Genomic DNA, 16,215 nt, shown 5'->3' on the forward strand with positions numbered 1-16,215 from the left:
TGTCCCGCATTCCGGGCGTGCCCGGTAGCGCCCGCCCGGACTATTCGGTGGCGGCCAGCCGGCGGGCGGAGTTCTCGTCCAGGATCAGGTCCGTGACCAGTCCCGCCCGCAGCGCGCCCAGCAGGCTGGTGGTTTTGGTTTCCCCTGCCACTACGCAGATCCGCCGGGGCACCTGCCGGAGCGTGGCCAGGTCCGGGCCGGTGCTGCGGTCATTAAGCCGGATGCCGTCCCAGGTGCCGTCGGCACGGTAGAACATAGTGGCGACGTCGCCCACTACGCCTTCGGCCAGCAGGTCATTGACGTCTTCCTCGTCCAGGTATGCGCCGTTGTAGACGTGGCTGGGCACGCCGGCTTCCATCGACCCGACGCCGAAGATGGCCGTGTTCATCCGTGCCTGCAGGTCCAGAACCCGCTTGACGGGCCGCTCCCGCCACATGGCTTCCTTCGTCCCGGCGTGGTCAAAGAATGCCGGCACCGGGAACTGCACCACGCGGGCCCCGTAGGCGTGGCCGAAGCGCTGCAGGATTTCGCTGGCGTAAGTGATGCCCGAGGTGCGGAAGTTTCCGGCACCGTTCATCTGCACAATTGTGCTGTCATGGGTGTTCTTCATCGGCAGGTGCTGGCTGACCGCCGTCAGCGTTGATCCCCAGGCCACACCCACAATGGCGTCCGAATCAATTAGCGGACCGATCATATGCGCGGCCTGCACGGCCACCCGCTGCAGCACCTGGGCGGGGGAGACGCTCTCGGTCACCGGTACTACGTTGGCCTGGATCCCAAACCGGGAACTGATCTGCCGTTCCAGTGCCGGCGCCCGGTCCGAGGGGCTGCGGATCTCTATCCGCACCAGCCCGGTGCTGCGTGCATGGGAGAGCAGCCGGGAAACCGTGGACCGGGAGATCCGCAGCTCGCGTGCAATCGCCTCCATGGTCAGGTTCTGCAGGTAGTACATCTGCGCCGCCCGGAGGGCGTCCCTGTCCCGCCCGTCTTTCTCCGACGCTCCGGGTCCAATGTGCTCCGGAAGCCCGGGAGTGAGACCAATGTTCACAAGTTGTCCGTCCGCACCGCTTTGTTGACCATAAAACCATTATCGCAGGGTGCACGTTTGTTCATTGACTCGATCGGGCGTGCCGGCGGCTTCGAACATTGTGGGATATGGCAATGCAGCCACAGAAGCGTTTGGAGATATACGTGGACAATTCCGTGAACCCCAGCAAGGACAAGACCGCCACCCGTCCGGTGGTGAAGCAGCTGAAGGACCGGCCCCGGGCTTCGGTACTGATCATCGGCGGCGGCATCAACGGCGTCGGCACATTCCGCGACCTGTCACTGCAGGGCGTGGACGTAGCCCTCGTGGAGCGCGGCGACTACTGCCAGGGCGCCTCGGGTGCGTCCTCCCACATGATCCACGGCGGCATCCGCTACCTGGAAAACGGCGAGTTCCGCCTAGTGCACGAGTCGGTCGTGGAGCGCAATGCGCTGCTGAACCTGGCCCCGCACTACGTCAAGCCGCTGCAGACCACCATCCCGATCACCAGCACGTTCTCGGGCATCACTGCTGCACCGATGCGCTTCCTGACGCACAAGCCGGGCAAGCCGAACGAGCGCGGCGCGCTGCTGATCAAGGCCGGCCTGATGATGTATGACTTCTTCTCCCGCGGCGGCCGCGTGGCTCCCAAGCACAACTTTGTCGGCAAGAAGAAGTCCCTGCAGGAACTGCCCCTGCTGCGCCCGGACGTTAAGTACACCGCCACTTACTTCGACGCTTCCGTGCACAACCCGGAGCGCCTGACCCTGGACGTGCTGCGCGACGGCCTGGAAGCCAACAAGCAGTCCCGCGCCAGCAACTACGTCAGCGCCGTGGGCACCACCGACGCCGGTACGCTGCTGCGCGACGAGCTGACCGGTGAAGAATTCGTGTTCGACGCCGACGTCGTCATCAACGCCACCGGCGCCTGGGTCGACGAGACCAACGATTCCTTCGGCAAGCGCACCTCTTTCATGGGCGGCACCAAGGGCTCGCACATCGTGCTGGACCACCCGGAGCTGCTCGCAGCATGCAACGGCCGCGAAATGTTCTTCGAGCACACTGACGGCCGCATTGTCCTCATCTACCCGATGGGCGACCGCGTCCTGGTGGGCACCACGGACATCGACGCCGACATCCGCGAAGCCTCGGTATGCACCGACGAGGAGATCGAGTACTTCTTCGAGCTCATCGCCCACGTATTCCCGACCGTTGACGTGCGCCGCGACCACATTGTGTACACCTTCTCCGGCGTTCGCCCGCTCCCGAAGCACGACGACACGCAGCCCGGCTTCGTGTCCCGCGACTACCGGATCGAGAAGCGCACGGACAAGCGTGCCGGCAAGAATGTCACCAGCCTTTCGCTGGTTGGCGGCAAGTGGACCACCTTCCGCGCACTGTCCGAGAACCTCGCCACCGAGGCCATGACGGCCCTCGGCATGCCGCGGAAGACGACGACGGCGGGTCTTCAGATCGGCGGCGGCAAGGACTTCCCGCGCACCGAGGCTGAAGAGCGCCTGTGGATCAACCGCACCGCCAACGAGGTTGCCGACCGTGACCGCGTCCGCGTCCTGCTGACCCGTTACGGCACCCGCGCCACCGACGTGATGGCCTTCCTGGCCAAGGGCACCGACCAGCTGCTGGCCTCCACCAACGAGCTGAGCACCCGCGAACTCGAGTACATGGTGCAGAACGAGCAGATCACCCGCCTGGCCGACGTCCTGATCCGCCGCACCTCGCTGGCCTTCCGCGGACTGGTGTCCGAGGAAATGCTCAACGAGATGGCCGGCCTGCTGGCCCCGCAGCTTGGCTGGGACGACGCCGAAACGCGCCGCCAGGTCGAGTCCGCACGCGACCTGCTGGTCAATATGCACGGCATGAAGATCGCTGCGCTGGCTTCCTAGCAGTTAGCAGCAAAAAGGGCGGGCACCGTTTGGTGCCCGCCCTTTTTGCTTTGCTCCGGTTGCCGGGAGTCCGCGGAAACTACAGCTCGGTGACAGCCGTCGCGTAGTCCAGGCGCGGCAGGCGCGGGTACCGGGGTTCGGTTGCGGCCGGAACACCGATGTTGACTACCAGGATGGACTGGCGGTCCATCCCGGCGTGCAGGTCAGCATCCAGGGCAGCGGCGTCGAAACCGCCCATCGGCCCGGCGGCCAGGCCGAGCGCACGGACTGCGAGCAGGAAGTAGCCCGCCTGCAGGTGGGCGTTGTTGTTGCCCATTACGGCGCTGAGGTCGGGGTTCGCGGCAAAGACCGCGCCCTGGGCCGGGGCCGGAGGGAAAATGGCGGCAAAGTGCTCGTGCCACTGACGGTCAAAGCTGAGCACGGCAGTCATCGGAGCTGCGGCGGTCTTGGCCTTATTGCCGTCCGCCATGTGCTCCACCAGCCGCTGCCGGGCCTGCGGTGTACGGACCCAGGTGATGCGCAGGGGCTGGATGTTCATGGCCGTGGGGCCCATCTTCGTCAGCTCGTAGATGGCGGCGAGCTGCTCGTCGGTAACCGCTTCGCCGCTGAATTCGGCCACGGTGCGGGCGTCACGGAAAAGTGAGTCCAGTGCTGCAGCGTCGAGCGCACTGGTGGATTGGATAGTGCCGTCGCTCATGCGCAGCAAACCTCCGTCATAGGTAATGGTTGAAGGTTTGACTATACATGGAGCGCGACGGTACTCCGTCCACTGTTACCCGGTGTTGCCTGTATTGCCCGGTGCGGCCCGCTGCTCAGGCCGCAGCGCCGGACGGCGACCACACGGCGTCGAGCCGCACGCCGGCGTCTTCCTCGGAAATTCCCAGCGCCAGGGAGATCTCGGTCAGCAGGGGCCGGCGCGCATGGCGCAGCATTTCGCGTTCGGCCTGGGACAGTCCGCGCGCGGCGTCGCGCAGCATCAGGTTGCGGACGACGGCGGCAATCACCATTGGATCACCGGTTGCGAGTTTCTCGCTGTTTTCCTTGTAGCGCCGGGACCACTGCGGGTCCTCGTTGTCCGCCGGTGCGCGGAGCACGGCAAACAAAGTCTCCAAGCCGGGGCGGTCAAGGACGGGCCGCAGGCCCACACGGGCCATCTGGTCGACGGGTACCCAGACCAAAAGGTGCGATGACTGCACCTGAAGGACAATGCAGTCCTTTTGCATGCGGGGATGGGTCTGATAGGACATTACGACGGCGGGGCCGTGGTGCGGATGGACCAGGACCTGGCCTTCGGAGAATGGCAATCTGCTGCCTCCTGACGAAAATGGAGGACCAATGCTCTGCGTCCTTAGCCGGCAACCGGCCACCCGGAACCAGCCGGATGGGACGGGCCGCACCTGCGAGCGTGGCCACTGCTTTCCATTTTACTCCGCTGCTTCGCTCCAATCCGGTCTATGAGCGCGGTTGGGGGTCAGCGGAGCGCGAAAAAGCGCGCTCCTGCAACTCCCGGCACGGACCTGATCCGCTGGCGCGGCAGAATGGAAGGGTGAGTTCTCCCTTTGACCTGCCCGCAGTCGGGGCCAACCTGGTGTTTATGCAGTCCCTGCCTGCCCTCGCGGAGGTTTTGGCGAAGGGGGCGGGAACCGCCGTCGTCCAGGCGCCGCCGGGCACCGGCAAGACCACTATGGTTCCGCCCCTTGCGGCCAACGTCGTGGCTGCTGCCGGCCGCCGGGGAAAGGTCATCGTCACCCAGCCGCGGCGGGTGGCCGCACGGTCCGCCGCCCGCCGGCTTGCCGCCCTGGACGGCTCCGCTGTGGGGGAGCGGGTGGGCTACACCGTTAGAGGGGAAAGCCGTACCGGCGCCGGCACCCTGGTTGAATTCGTGACGCCGGGAATCCTGCTGCGCCGGCTCCTGGCCGATCCCGGACTGGAAAGCGCAGCGGCGGTGATCCTCGACGAAGTGCATGAACGCGGGCTGGAAACCGATCTGCTGATGGGCATGCTCACCGAGGTGCGCCAGCTCCGCGACGACCTGACGCTCATCGCCATGTCCGCGACCCTCGACGCGCAGCGCTTTGCCGCGTTGATCGGCGGCGACGGCGGCGATCCGGCTCCTGTGATCGGCTGCCCGTCGGCACTGTATCCGCTGGAGGTCTCGTGGCAGCCTGCGGCGGCGCCGAGGCTGGACGAACGCGGCATCACGCGCTCCTTCCTGGACCACGTAGCGGATACCGCAGCCCGGGCCCACGGCGAGGCCGTGGCGGCGGACCCCCAGGTGGATGCCCTGGTCTTCGTACCGGGGGCCCGTGAGGTGGCGCATGTGGCGTCCCGGCTGCGCTCCCGGGCCGGCCGCGGCACCGAGGTGCTGGAGCTGCACGGCTCCATCGGCGCGGCGGAGCAGGACCGTGCGGTCTCCGGCCGCGCACCCGGGGAGCCGGCGAGGATTATTGTCTCGACGTCGCTCGCGGAGTCCTCGCTGACGGTGCCCGGTGTCCGGCTGGTGGTCGACTCCGGCCTGGCACGTGAACCACGCCGGGACGCGGCCCGCGGCATGAGCGGGCTGGTCACCGTTTCCTGCTCCCGTGCCTCCGCCGAACAACGGGCCGGCCGGGCGGCCCGGCAGGGGCCTGGCCGGGTGGTGCGCTGCTACGACGACCGCGCCTACGGTGCGGCGCCGGCGCACCAGACGCCCGAGATAGCTGTTGCCGACCTGACCGCTGCGGCCCTGTTGCTGGCCTGCTGGGGCGCTCCGGGCGGCGTCGGACTGGCCCTGCCGGATGCGCCGCCGCAGGCTGCGATGCAGGAAGCCATGGCGACGCTGAAGACACTGGGCGCGGTGGATGGCGGGGGACACGCCACATCCATGGGTAAGGTCCTGGCCCGGGTTCCGGCAGATCCCCGGCTGGCCCGGGCCCTCCTCGACGGCGCAGGGAGGGCGGGTGCCCGGACGGCTGCCGAAACGGTGGCGGCGGTTTCCGGTGACTTGCGTGCCCCGGGCGCTGATTTGACCCGGCTGCTGGGCACCCTGCGCACGGGCGGAATTCCGGGGGAGCGGCGCTGGGCCGAGGATGTCCGTCGGCTGGAACAGCTGGTCCGCCGCGAAGGGGCCCGGCTGCCGGCCGGCGGGAACGAGCCTGTGCCCGCTGCCGATGCCGTGGGCTTCACCGTCGCGTTGGCCTTCCCGGAACGGATCGCCCGCCGGGTTCCGGGTGCGGGTCCCGAACGGTACCTGCTGGCCTCGGGCACCCGGGCCGGGTTGCCTGCGGGCAGTCCGCTGACCGGCCAGGAGTGGATTGCCGTGGCCGATGTGGCCCGTGCGGAAGGCCGCGATGCCGCCGGCACGGGCGCCGTGATCCGCGCGGCAGCGCCGCTGAGCCGGGAGTCGGCGGAGGCAGCCTCGGGGCCCCTGCTGGAAGAAACACTGACCGCGGAACTGCGCGGCGGCAAAGTGGCGGCGCGGCGGGAGTACCGGCTTGGAGCCATTGTGCTTTCCTCCACACCCGTGCGCCCCGCCGCAGCGGAAGGCCGGCACGCCGTGGCCGCAGCGCTGGCCCGGCAGGGACTGGGCATCCTGGGATTCTCTGCCGCCGCCGACACGCTGCGCCGCCGCCTGGCCCTGCTGCACCGCGAACTGGGGGAGCCGTGGCCCGATGTGTCCGATCAGGCCTTGCTGGCCCGGCTGGAGGACTGGCTGGCTCCGGAGCTTGAACTACTGGCCGGTGGCGCCGCCGTTTCCGGAATCGACCTGAATGACCCGCTGCGCCGGCTGCTGCCCTGGCCGGAGGCCTCCCGGCTCGCGGAGCTGGTCCCGGAACGGCTGGAAGTCCCGAGCGGTTCGCGGGTGCGGATTGACTACCCCGAATACGGCGACGGGCGGCCCGTGGTCGCCGTGAAGCTGCAGGAGTGCTTCGGCTGGGCGGAAACCCCAAGGCTGGTGCAGGGGAGGGTGCCGGTACTGTTCCACCTGCTCTCTCCGGCCGGCCGGCCGTTGGCCGTCACCGATGACCTGGCGTCCTTCTGGTCCGGCCCGTACGCGCAGGTGCGGGCGGAGATGCGCGGCCGGTACCCCAAGCATCCGTGGCCCCAGGATCCGTGGAGCGCCCGGGCGACGGCGAGGACCAAAGCCAGGATGTGATGCACGGCAACTTGCGACCATCCTCACACCGGCCGCTGCACAATCGGCAGCGGTACGGCTCCTAGGCTGGAAGTGCGGCAACGATTCCTAGGCCGCAGTGAAAGGCTTCCTGCACCAGTGATGACCCATGTCCGTGAATTCCTGAGCATTCCCTCCGGCCGCGGGCACCGTTTCCCCGCCGTGCGCGTTGGTCTCGGCTTGTTTTTGCCGCTGCTGGTCCTGGTCCTGCTGGGGCGCACGGACCTGACCATGTACGCAATCTTCGGCTCGCTGACCGGGGTGTTTGGCCGCAGCGAGCCGCATTGGCGCCGGCTGAAGCACCAGTCCGCCTCCGGTGCCCTGATGATCCTGACCGTGCTGGCGGGCGTTGCGCTGTCCCAAACCGACCCGGGGCCATGGGCCGTGGTGGCTATTGGAACTGTGATTTCCGGCTCCATTTCCGTGGCCTCGGACTACCTCCGGGTCAGGCCCGCCGGTCCGTTTACCTACATTTTCGCCTTCACCGCCACCTCCGCCGCGCCCTTCGCGGGATCACTGGCTGAAGCCTTCCTGACCGCCGCGGCCGGGGCGCTCCTGGCTGTGCTGCTCGGTGTGGCCGGCCGGGTGCATGCCCGCCGGCATGCACCCGCGGTGCGACTCAGCCGTGTGCCGCCGGCCTGGGGACGGATCCTGCTGCACTCGGGCAGGTACACGGCGGCGGTGGCAGCGGCCGGCTCGCTTTCGGCGGTACTGGGACTGGGCCACGGATACTGGGCCATGCTGGCCGCCTGCGCGCCGCTGGCAGCCGCCGACGCCGCGTTGGGTCCGAAGCGGGCGGCCCACTTCATTCTGGGCACCTACGCCGGGGTGCTGTTCTCGGCCCTGCTGCTGCAGGTGCACTGGTCGCCGGTGGAGCTGGCGGTTCTGCTGGCCGTGCTGCAGTTCTGCGGGGAAATCTACGTCATCCGGCATTACGGGATGGCCATGGTGTTCCTGACGCCGGTGGCGCTGCTGATGACAGGGTTCACGCACAGCGCGGACGTGTGGGCGCTGACCGTGGACCGGGCAGTGGAGACCACCATCGGTGCGCTGGTGGCCGTGGCCGTTATCGCCGGAACAACGCGCAGGGCGCAGGCGTTGCGCCCGGGAGCCTAGCTCCTGGACGCAACGAACAGCTGCGCCGGGCCGCGGACCTGCGCCTTCACCGGATCGCCCAGGTAAAGGACCTTGGAGCCCTGGTCGATCGGAGCGGTGGTATCACCCACCGTGATTTCGGCATCCCCCAGCGCCGCCAAGACTACCGTAAAACGGCCCAGCTCAATGTCCCGCGGTGTCTCATCGAGGACCGCACGCTCCAGCAGGAGCTCATCGCTCCAGAGCGGAATCCGTTCCCGGAAGCTGTCTACCTGGACGACCGGGAGCGGTGCCGGCCCCGTCTGTTCCGTGGCCAGGATCTGCTGGAGCTCGTCCACGTTTATATAGTCCTTGGTCAGGCCCACCTTCAGGGCGTTCTCCGAAATGCTCATCACCACCATGGCCAGGCCGGAGAGGTAGGTGTGCATGCAGCCGGCCGGAGTGACCATGGCCTGCCCCGGTTCGAGGTGGAACAGGTTCATGCAGACGGCCAGCAGGATCCCGTGATCCCCGGGGAACAGCTCGCGGAGGCGGTGGACGACGGCGATCGTGTCCGCCACCGGGCCCGGGGACGGAGGGGTGCAGGCAGCGCGGTCCACGGCAGCATAGGTTTCCGCCAGTGCCCGTGCCTTCTCATCGGGCGTCATCCGGAGGATGGCATGGCTGGGGGATTCGTGGCGGAAGGCAGTGAAGGACCGCAGCCAGGGCAGGCCGAGTTCCTCCGCGATAACCCGCAATTCTGCCGGGCTGCGCTCGCCCGAGAGGACGCGGACGGGAGTAATGGCGACGGCCACCTCCAGCCTTGCGGAGCAGTCTTTATAGTTCCGGGTCCGGGCGTTCAGCGGCAGTCCCCGGGCCAGCTCGCGGATAAAGCCGGCCTGTGCCTGCTCCACGGAGGGATGGATGAGAATCTCCGGCGGAACGTCCGCGTCCACCAAGCGCATCCGGAAGGGGACGGGGCGATCCGGCAGGGCATCCGGCCCGGTGAATATCTCGGGATGTTCGACTATGAGCTGGTCCAGGGCGGCGGGAACATCGGCGGGATCCCACCGGATGAGCATCCCCGGTGCCTGCCCAGGCGCAGCGGTCGGACCGGTGGACGGGACAGGGGCAGCTCGCCGAGCCCCGCCGTGCAGTGAAACGGGGGGAATCGGCTGATCCATGTTGGGCCGCGAAACATCTATGAGGCCGTACAGGCGCGTCACGGCAGCGGAACCTCCCTCCCAAAGCCGTGTTGGACGATGAAAGTTCTGAGGCGGCGGAAACATCTTTCCGAACTCACATCACCGTTGATTGTGGATTCAAATGCTTACCCGTTAATTTTAGCGAGGGGGCGGGAGCGTGCGAAGCGGAAAGTAAGGCCCCTTGTGGTGAAGATGCCCACCTGCCGGAGTGATGCGAGCCGCATCCGGGAACCGTTGAATCCAGGCTTGCACTGGATGCATTCCTACACTCTTATGATTTGGGTGCAATAATTATCCGCAGACCGGTACGCAGTGACGCAAACCCGAAAGAGGTTACAGGCACATATGGCATGCACAGGAATGACAGTCTCCGACCCGTATTGCGGAAGGGGTTGAAGCAATGGAATTCCTGATGCTCCTGATCTGCCTCCTGTTCGGCACGGTGCTGGCCGCAGGCGTGGGCGAGCGGATCCGCCTCCCGTACCCGGTGTTGATGCTGATCTTCTCGGCAATGATTGCCTTCCTGCCGATCATCCCCGAGGTCCACATCAACCCTGAGTTGATCCTCCCGCTCTTCCTGCCTCCGTTGCTTTACGCAGCCGCCCAGCGCAGTTCCTGGTCGGTGTTCCGCCTTCGCTGGCGCTCCCTGGTGCTGCTGGCCGTAGCCCTTGTGGCGGTAACCGTGGCTGTGGTGGCCGGCGTGTCATGGGTGATGATTCCGGCTCTTGGCCTCCCTGCCGCCATCGCCTTGGGCGCCATTGTTGCTCCGCCGGATCCCGTGGCGGTGGAAGCTGTGGCCGGCAAGGTGAAGATGCCCCGGCGCCTGGTCACCGTGCTGCAGACCGAGGGCCTCTTTAACGACGCCATTGCCATCGTGATCTTCCAGGCCGCCGTTGCGGCCAGCACAAGCGGCGGCGTCGTGGGGTGGGACATAGTGCCCCGGTTCCTCATCGGGGCCGCGGGAGCCGTGGTTCTGGGCCTCGCCATGGCATGGGTAGTGGGCAGCCTGAACCGGTTCGTCCCCAACATGGTGGCCCGGTCCGCCGCAACCCTCGTCGCCCCCTTTGCCGTTTATCTGCTGGCTGAAGAAGCCCACTTCTCCGGTGTGGTGGCCGTGGTGGTCACCGCCCTGGAGCTGGGCCGCAGGGCCCGGCCGCAGGACTCCGAGGAGCGTCTGACGCGCACCGCGTTCTGGGACGTCGTGGAGCTGCTGACCACCGGCGTCGCCTTCGGCCTGGTGGGCATCGAAATGCGCTACATCATCGAGGATGAGGGTTCGGACCTGCTGGGCATGATTCCCGGCATCGTGGCGGTCTGCGCCGCGGTGCTTCTGGTGCGGTTCCTGTGGATGCTGGCGATCTACCGCCTCGGCGGTGCCGAAAAGAACCACGTTCCCGGCTCGCTTAAGGAAGTCCTGGTGCTGACCTGGTGCGGTATGCGCGGACTGGCAACGCTGGCCCTGGCCCTGGCACTGCCGGGCACCACGCTCGCCGGAGAAGCACTGCCCGGACGCAACTTTGTGGTGGCCTGTGCGGCCGCGGTCCTGGTAGTCACCCTGGTGGTCCCGGGGCTGACCCTGCCGTGGCTGATGCGGGTCCTGAAGCTGCCCAATGACCACAAGGACGCCAACCGCAAGGAACGCGAACTGGCCCTGCGGGCCGAGAAGGCAGCCGTTGAGACCATGAAGCGCTGCGGGGCCATCCAGGAGCTTCCGCCCGAGCGCCGGGCCGTCCTGGCCAAGCGGATGTCCTCCCTGCACTCGATGCTGCAGGGCGATGAGGAACACGATCCGCAGAAGCTGCTGGACCGTAAGGCCACGCTGGAGGTCATGGACGTGGTGCAGCGCGAGGCGATGGACGCCGCGCGCCGGGAGGTGCTTGCGGCCCGCCGGGAGCCGGGCATGGATCCCGAGGCCGTGGACCGCGTGCTGCGCCGGCTGGACCTGCGCACCGTCACCATGGACCACCGGGAACACCACTAGGGCAGTTAGACTGCGGGACCATGAGTACCAAAGAGGAAGCATGGCCGCACCTGGGAGCGGCTTGGCTGGTGCAGGCCGCTGCCGCACTGGCGCTGGCGGTCGCCGTCGTGCTCCTGCAGCTGTGGGTGTTGCCCGAACCGGTGCTGGTAACCGTACTGCTGGCCGTGATCCTGGGCGCGCTCGTTATGCTGCTGCTCGCAGTGCCGGAACTCTTTGGCTGGATCCGCCGCCGCTTTGAGCGCACCTGGCTAGTGGTATCGCTCATGGGTGTGGTGGCTGTTGTATGCGGCTGGCTGCTGGTGATTACCTTTGTGCTGGGGTTCGGGCTGCTCGTGATCGGATTCGGCTGACCGATTCCGCACCCGGTGCGGTGCACGCGTAAGCTGGCAGGCCGGGTCCGCTCCAGCGGCCCCGTATACCAACCGTTGTTTAGGAATCCTCCCTCTTGAGTCTTGACCCCCAAACCGACGTTTCCCCTGCGCAGGGAAAGCCGGGACGCACCCCTGCCCCCGACGCCCTGGACGCCCGCACCAAAACCGTGATCGGGCTGCTGCTGGTCTCCTCCTTCGTGGTGATCCTCAACGAAACCATCATGAGCGTGGCCCTGCCGCGGCTGATGTCGGACCTTGAGATCACTGCCGGCACCGCCCAGTGGCTTACCACCGGCTTTATGCTCACCATGGCCGTGGTGATTCCGGCTACCGGTTTCCTGCTGCAGCGGTTCTCCATGCGCGGGCTGTTCCTCACCGCCATGTCCCTGTTCAGCGCCGGTACGCTGCTGGCCGCCACGGCACCCGGCTTCGGCGCCCTGCTGGGCGGACGGATCATCCAGGCCGGCGGCACGGCTATTATGCTGCCGCTGCTGATGACCACGGTCCTGGATGCCGTTCCGGCGCATAAGCGCGGGCAGATGATGGGAAGCATTTCCATTGTCATTGCGGTGGCACCGGCCATCGGGCCCACCGTCTCCGGAATCATCCTCAATGCGCTGGACTGGCGCTGGATGTTCTGGCTGGTCCTGCCCATCGCCCTGCTGGCCCTCGGCCTGGGCGCGGTGAAGGTGCGGAACCTTACCGAGACCAAGCGCGTGCCGCTGGACGTCCTGTCCATAGTGCTGTCCACCTTTGCCTTCGGCGGGCTCATTTTCGGCCTCAGCAGCATCGGCGAAGCTGCGCAGGGCAAGGAACTGATGCCGCTGTGGATCCCGCTGACCGTCGGGGCCCTCGCCATGGCCGGCTTCGTGCTGCGCCAGCTGGTGCTCCAGCGCACTGACAGTGCCCTGATGGACCTTCGCACGTTTACCAGTAAGCCCTTTGTGGTGGCGATCCTGATGGTCCTGGTTTCCATGATGGCCCTGTTTGGTTGCCTGATTGTCCTCCCGCTGTACCTGCAGAATGTTCTCGGGCTGACCACGCTGCAGACCGGCCTGCTCCTGCTGCCCGGCGGCGTGGTTATGGCCATCCTCTCGCCGGTTGTCGGTAACCTGTTTGACCGGTTCGGTCCCCGCCCGCTGGTGATTCCCGGCGCCGTGCTGCTCAGTGCCGCCCTGTGGGGAATGACCATGCTCACAGATGAGACCCCGGTTGGCGTCGTCATCCTGCTGCACTGCCTGCTCAATGCCGGCCTGGGCTTCATTTTCACGCCGCTGTTCACCTCTGCACTGGGCTCGCTGGACAAGTCCCTGTACTCCCACGGCAGTGCCATCATCAACACGCTGCAGCAGTTGGCCGGAGCCGCCGGCACCGCCGTCTTCATCACACTGATGACCACCGGCACGACGACGGCGCTGGCCGACGGTGCGTCAGCTGTCTCGGCTGCGGCTTCCGGCGTCCACACGGCGTTCTTCTGGGGTGCGGTAGTCTCCCTCGTCGCCGTTGCGGCATCGCTCTTCGTCCGCCGGCCGACCAACGAGCTGCCGGAGACCGTGCTCCCGCACTAAAACGGTTGACCCGCGGTGTGATGCAGGCCATACTCACCACTAACTAAACGATCATTTAGCTGAGTGGAGCATCCCATGACCGTAACCCGGACCGACCGTCCCGCCTTCGAACCCGCCGCCGGCCAGGACGTGGATTCAGACCTCTACCTCTTGGACGAACTGCTCGACGAGCAGGCGCGCGACGTCCGGGACCGGGTGCGTGCCTTTGTGGACAGGGATCTGCTTCCAGTCATCAACGGGTACTGGGAGCGGGCCGAGTTCCCGTTTGAGCTGGTGCCCAAACTTGCGGCGCTGAACATAGCCGGAGGCACCATCACCGGCCACGGCTGCCCGGGGCTGAGCCGGATTGCCTCCTCCACGGCGGCAGCGGAACTGGCCCGCGGCGACGGGTCCATCAACACCTTCTTCGGCGTCCACTCCGGCCTGGCCATGGGCAGCATCGACATGCTCGGCAGCGAGGAACAGAAGCAGCGCTGGCTGCCGGCAATGGCCACGATGGAAAAGATCGGCGCCTTTGCGCTGACGGAGCCGGGCCACGGTTCGGATTCGGTCTCACTGGAAACCAGTGCCCGCCGGGAGGGGAACGAGTATGTCCTGAACGGCAGCAAACGGTGGATCGGCAACGCGAGCTTCGCCGACGTCGTGATCATCTATGCCCGGGACGAGGCCGACGGCGCGGTCAAGGCCTTTGTGATGGAAAAGGACGCGGACGGCCGGCACCCGGCCGGGTACACGGCAGAAGTCATCACCGGCAAGATGGGCAAGCGGGCGGTGCTGCAGCCGGACATCGTGATTGAGGACCTGCGCATCCCGGCGGCAAACCGGCTGGAGAACTGCAACTCCTTCAAGGACGTGAACAAGGTGCTGGCTGCCACGCGAGGGGGAGTGGCCTGGGAAGCGCTGGGGCATGCGGAGGCCGCATACGAGATTGCGGTGGCCTATGCCAAGCAGCGGGTGCAGTTCGGCCGGCCGATTGCCGGGTTCCAGCTGGTGCAGAACAAGCTGGCCAACATGCTCGCCCAGCTGACCGCCGTGAAGCTCACCTGCTTCCGGCTCAACGAATTGGGCGACGCCGGGCAGATGACCGGGCCCATGGCCTCCATGGCCAAGATGTTCGCCGCCCGGCAGGGCCGCTGGATTTGCCAGGAGGCACGGGACATCATGGGCGGCAATGGCCTGCTGCTGGAAAACCATGTGGCGCGGCACCTGACGGACATGGAAGTGGTCTTCACCTATGAGGGCACGGACAGCATGCAGTCGCTGATCCTGGGCCGGCACATCACCGGACTGTCCGCCTTCGCCTAGCCCAGGAGCCCGCCGCCGGCATTACCGGACCCGCAGGCCCATCACCTGCCCGGTTTTGCCTGCGGCGGGGTCCATTGCCTCGGGCCATTGGGCGGTCATCATGAACAGCAGGCCGCCGTCCTGGCCGCCGGTGGCGCAGGAGAAGCATCCCTGCTCCAGCTGCACGGTCTCCACTACGTTCCCGCCCGCCTGGATCCGCACGCAGCGTTCCCCCGGCACCTCGGCAAACCAGATGCCCCCGGAGCCGTCCCAGCAGATGCCGTCCGGCGCACTGCCGTTGACCGCTGCCCATTCCCCGGCCGGCGCCAGCCCCCCGCCGGTCGTAACGCTGAAGGAAGTGAGCCGGCCGGCGTTGGACTCGGCAACCACCAGCGTCCCGCCGTCGTCCGAGACCAGCATGCCGTTGGGGAAAGCCAGCCCGCCGGCGGCCTGCTCCGCGGATCCGTCCGGCCGGACCAGGGCAATGACCCCGTCCGCCTGCACCGCGCCGGAGTAGTCGTAGCCAATGCCGTTGACGTAGATGTTGCCGGAAGGGTGAACGGCAATTTCGTTCCACGGATAGTCCGAGAGGCCGCTGAGGTCTGCGTACGGGACCAGTCCGGCGTGGGGCACTTCCACCAGGACGTGGCCATCGGTCCCTGAAACCACCACCATGCGGCCATCCGGCAGCCAGTCAAAACTGATGGGGAAGGACGGTACCGCGGTAACCCGGCGGACATTACCGTCCGCATCCAGTGCGGAAATGGTCCCTGCAGTCCAGTCCGCGAACCATAATTCACCGTTGTGCCACCGGGCCGATTCCCCCATGCCGATACCGGACACCAGTGTGGTCAGTTCCGCCATGCTTGCACCTCGATTGCCTTGGGTCCCGGGCCTGCCGCCGGTGCGGGACCTCCAGTATGCCCGTGGGACGGGCGGTGTAACAGGCATGCGGGGTGCGGCGGCGCTCAGGCCGCGGCGCCCAGCATCCGCAGCGCCATGGAGCTGTGGTGTTCACCGATTGCTGCAGCACTCAGCCGGCCGTCGCTTCGGTACCAGCGCGCGACGTCAATGCACAGCGACAGCAGCGCGAACACGGCGAGCGATGTGTCCGGGACGTTGAACAGACCCTGCTCCCGGCCCCGGTCCACCACGGTGCGGAACTCCGCGTCCACCGCCCTGCGGATGTCCAGCACCTCGGCACGATGCTCGTCGCTGAGCGCGGCCAGTTCGAAGTTGACCACGGCCGACTTGGTGCGGTTGCTGCTCTGCCATTCCACGAAGTCCCGCACCATGGTGCGGATCTGTTCCACCGGATTGCTGCTGGTGGAAGCGCAGGCGCGGACCAGTTCCAGGGTGCGCTCGTGCCCGAGCTTGGAGATGCTGTAGAGCAGCTCTTCCTTGGAGCGGTGGTGCACGTACACGGCTCCGGGGGTGACGCCTGCGGCGGCGGCGATGTCCCGCGTCGTCGTGCCGTGGAAGCCCTTGGCGGCAAACGCCTCGGTGGCGGATTCCAGCAGCCGCTGGCCGGTCTGGACTGCAGGCACCTGGACCTCCGGGGATGGCAGTGAATGAGCGTTCAGAAATCAGGGTAACAGCGGCGGCGGGGTGGCTGCGCCGGTCCCGTGAGGCAGCAGCGCTGGAACCC

Annotated in this window: 13 protein-coding genes; 7 read left to right on the plus strand and 6 right to left on the minus strand. The window is 67.0% G+C overall.

Annotation, left to right across the window (positions count from 1 at the left end; translation table 11 throughout):
- Positions 1 to 40: 40 nt before the first annotated feature.
- Positions 41 to 1,042, minus strand: a complete 1,002-nt coding sequence (locus QNO06_RS08450; RefSeq protein ID WP_442860126.1) for a sugar-binding transcriptional regulator — start codon at positions 1,040 to 1,042, stop codon at positions 41 to 43.
- A 113-nt stretch (positions 1,043 to 1,155) separates the two neighbouring features.
- Here QNO06_RS08450 and QNO06_RS08455 point away from each other — a divergent pair, with 113 nt between their 5' ends.
- A complete protein-coding gene (locus QNO06_RS08455; protein WP_227911186.1) occupies positions 1,156 to 2,931 on the plus strand; it encodes a glycerol-3-phosphate dehydrogenase/oxidase in 1,776 nt (591 codons plus the stop codon).
- 79 nt (positions 2,932 to 3,010) lie between these two features.
- On the opposite strand, the gene QNO06_RS08460 is transcribed toward QNO06_RS08455, so the two are convergent.
- Both QNO06_RS08460 and QNO06_RS08465 read right to left on the minus strand, forming a co-directional pair.
- A complete protein-coding gene (locus tag QNO06_RS08460; RefSeq protein ID WP_227911187.1) occupies positions 3,011 to 3,628 on the minus strand; it encodes a malonic semialdehyde reductase in 618 nt (205 codons plus the stop codon).
- 115 nt (positions 3,629 to 3,743) lie between these two features.
- Positions 3,744 to 4,235: a CarD family transcriptional regulator gene (locus QNO06_RS08465; protein ID WP_227911188.1), complete on the minus strand. Its 492-nt coding sequence runs from the start codon at positions 4,233 to 4,235 to the stop codon at positions 3,744 to 3,746.
- Between the two features lie 290 nt (positions 4,236 to 4,525).
- Here QNO06_RS08465 and hrpB point away from each other — a divergent pair, with 290 nt between their 5' ends.
- Both hrpB and QNO06_RS08475 read left to right on the plus strand, forming a co-directional pair.
- Positions 4,526 to 7,066, plus strand: a complete 2,541-nt coding sequence (gene hrpB, locus QNO06_RS08470; protein ID WP_227911283.1) for an ATP-dependent helicase HrpB — start codon at positions 4,526 to 4,528, stop codon at positions 7,064 to 7,066.
- 120 nt (positions 7,067 to 7,186) lie between these two features.
- Positions 7,187 to 8,200: an FUSC family protein gene (locus tag QNO06_RS08475; protein WP_227911285.1), complete on the plus strand. Its 1,014-nt coding sequence runs from the start codon at positions 7,187 to 7,189 to the stop codon at positions 8,198 to 8,200.
- On the opposite strand, the gene QNO06_RS08480 is transcribed toward QNO06_RS08475, so the two are convergent.
- A complete protein-coding gene (locus QNO06_RS08480; RefSeq protein ID WP_227911189.1) occupies positions 8,197 to 9,240 on the minus strand; it encodes a cupin domain-containing protein in 1,044 nt (347 codons plus the stop codon). The genes QNO06_RS08475 and QNO06_RS08480 overlap by 4 nt on opposite strands.
- Before the next feature lie 523 nt (positions 9,241 to 9,763).
- On the opposite strand from QNO06_RS08480, the gene QNO06_RS08485 reads away from it, so the two are divergent.
- From QNO06_RS08485 to QNO06_RS08500, 4 genes are all read left to right on the plus strand, one after another.
- Positions 9,764 to 11,344: a Na+/H+ antiporter gene (locus QNO06_RS08485; RefSeq protein WP_227911190.1), complete on the plus strand. Its 1,581-nt coding sequence runs from the start codon at positions 9,764 to 9,766 to the stop codon at positions 11,342 to 11,344.
- A 20-nt stretch (positions 11,345 to 11,364) separates the two neighbouring features.
- Positions 11,365 to 11,694, plus strand: coding sequence for a hypothetical protein (locus QNO06_RS08490; protein ID WP_227911191.1), 330 nt, complete (start codon positions 11,365 to 11,367; stop codon positions 11,692 to 11,694).
- A 95-nt stretch (positions 11,695 to 11,789) separates the two neighbouring features.
- Positions 11,790 to 13,283 carry an MDR family MFS transporter gene (locus QNO06_RS08495; RefSeq protein ID WP_227911192.1) on the plus strand — a complete coding sequence of 498 codons (1,494 nt, stop codon included), beginning with the start codon at positions 11,790 to 11,792 and terminating at the stop codon, positions 13,281 to 13,283.
- A gap of 75 nt (positions 13,284 to 13,358) precedes the next feature.
- On the plus strand, positions 13,359 to 14,588 hold the full coding sequence (locus tag QNO06_RS08500) for an acyl-CoA dehydrogenase family protein (protein ID WP_227911193.1): 1,230 nt from the start codon (positions 13,359 to 13,361) through the stop codon (positions 14,586 to 14,588).
- Between the two features lie 21 nt (positions 14,589 to 14,609).
- Here the strand turns inward: QNO06_RS08500 and QNO06_RS08505 are convergent, their stop codons facing one another.
- Both QNO06_RS08505 and QNO06_RS08510 read right to left on the minus strand, forming a co-directional pair.
- Positions 14,610 to 15,431 (minus strand): SMP-30/gluconolactonase/LRE family protein, encoded by an 822-nt coding sequence (locus QNO06_RS08505; protein ID WP_227911194.1) that lies wholly within the window; start codon positions 15,429 to 15,431, stop codon positions 14,610 to 14,612.
- Between the two features lie 104 nt (positions 15,432 to 15,535).
- Positions 15,536 to 16,114, minus strand: a complete 579-nt coding sequence (locus QNO06_RS08510) for a TetR/AcrR family transcriptional regulator (protein ID WP_227911195.1) — start codon at positions 16,112 to 16,114, stop codon at positions 15,536 to 15,538.
- Positions 16,115 to 16,215: the final 101 nt, after the last annotated feature.

It is taken from the genome of Arthrobacter sp. zg-Y20, from assembly GCF_030142075.1.
In the GTDB taxonomy this organism is placed as follows: domain Bacteria; phylum Actinomycetota; class Actinomycetes; order Actinomycetales; family Micrococcaceae; genus Arthrobacter_B.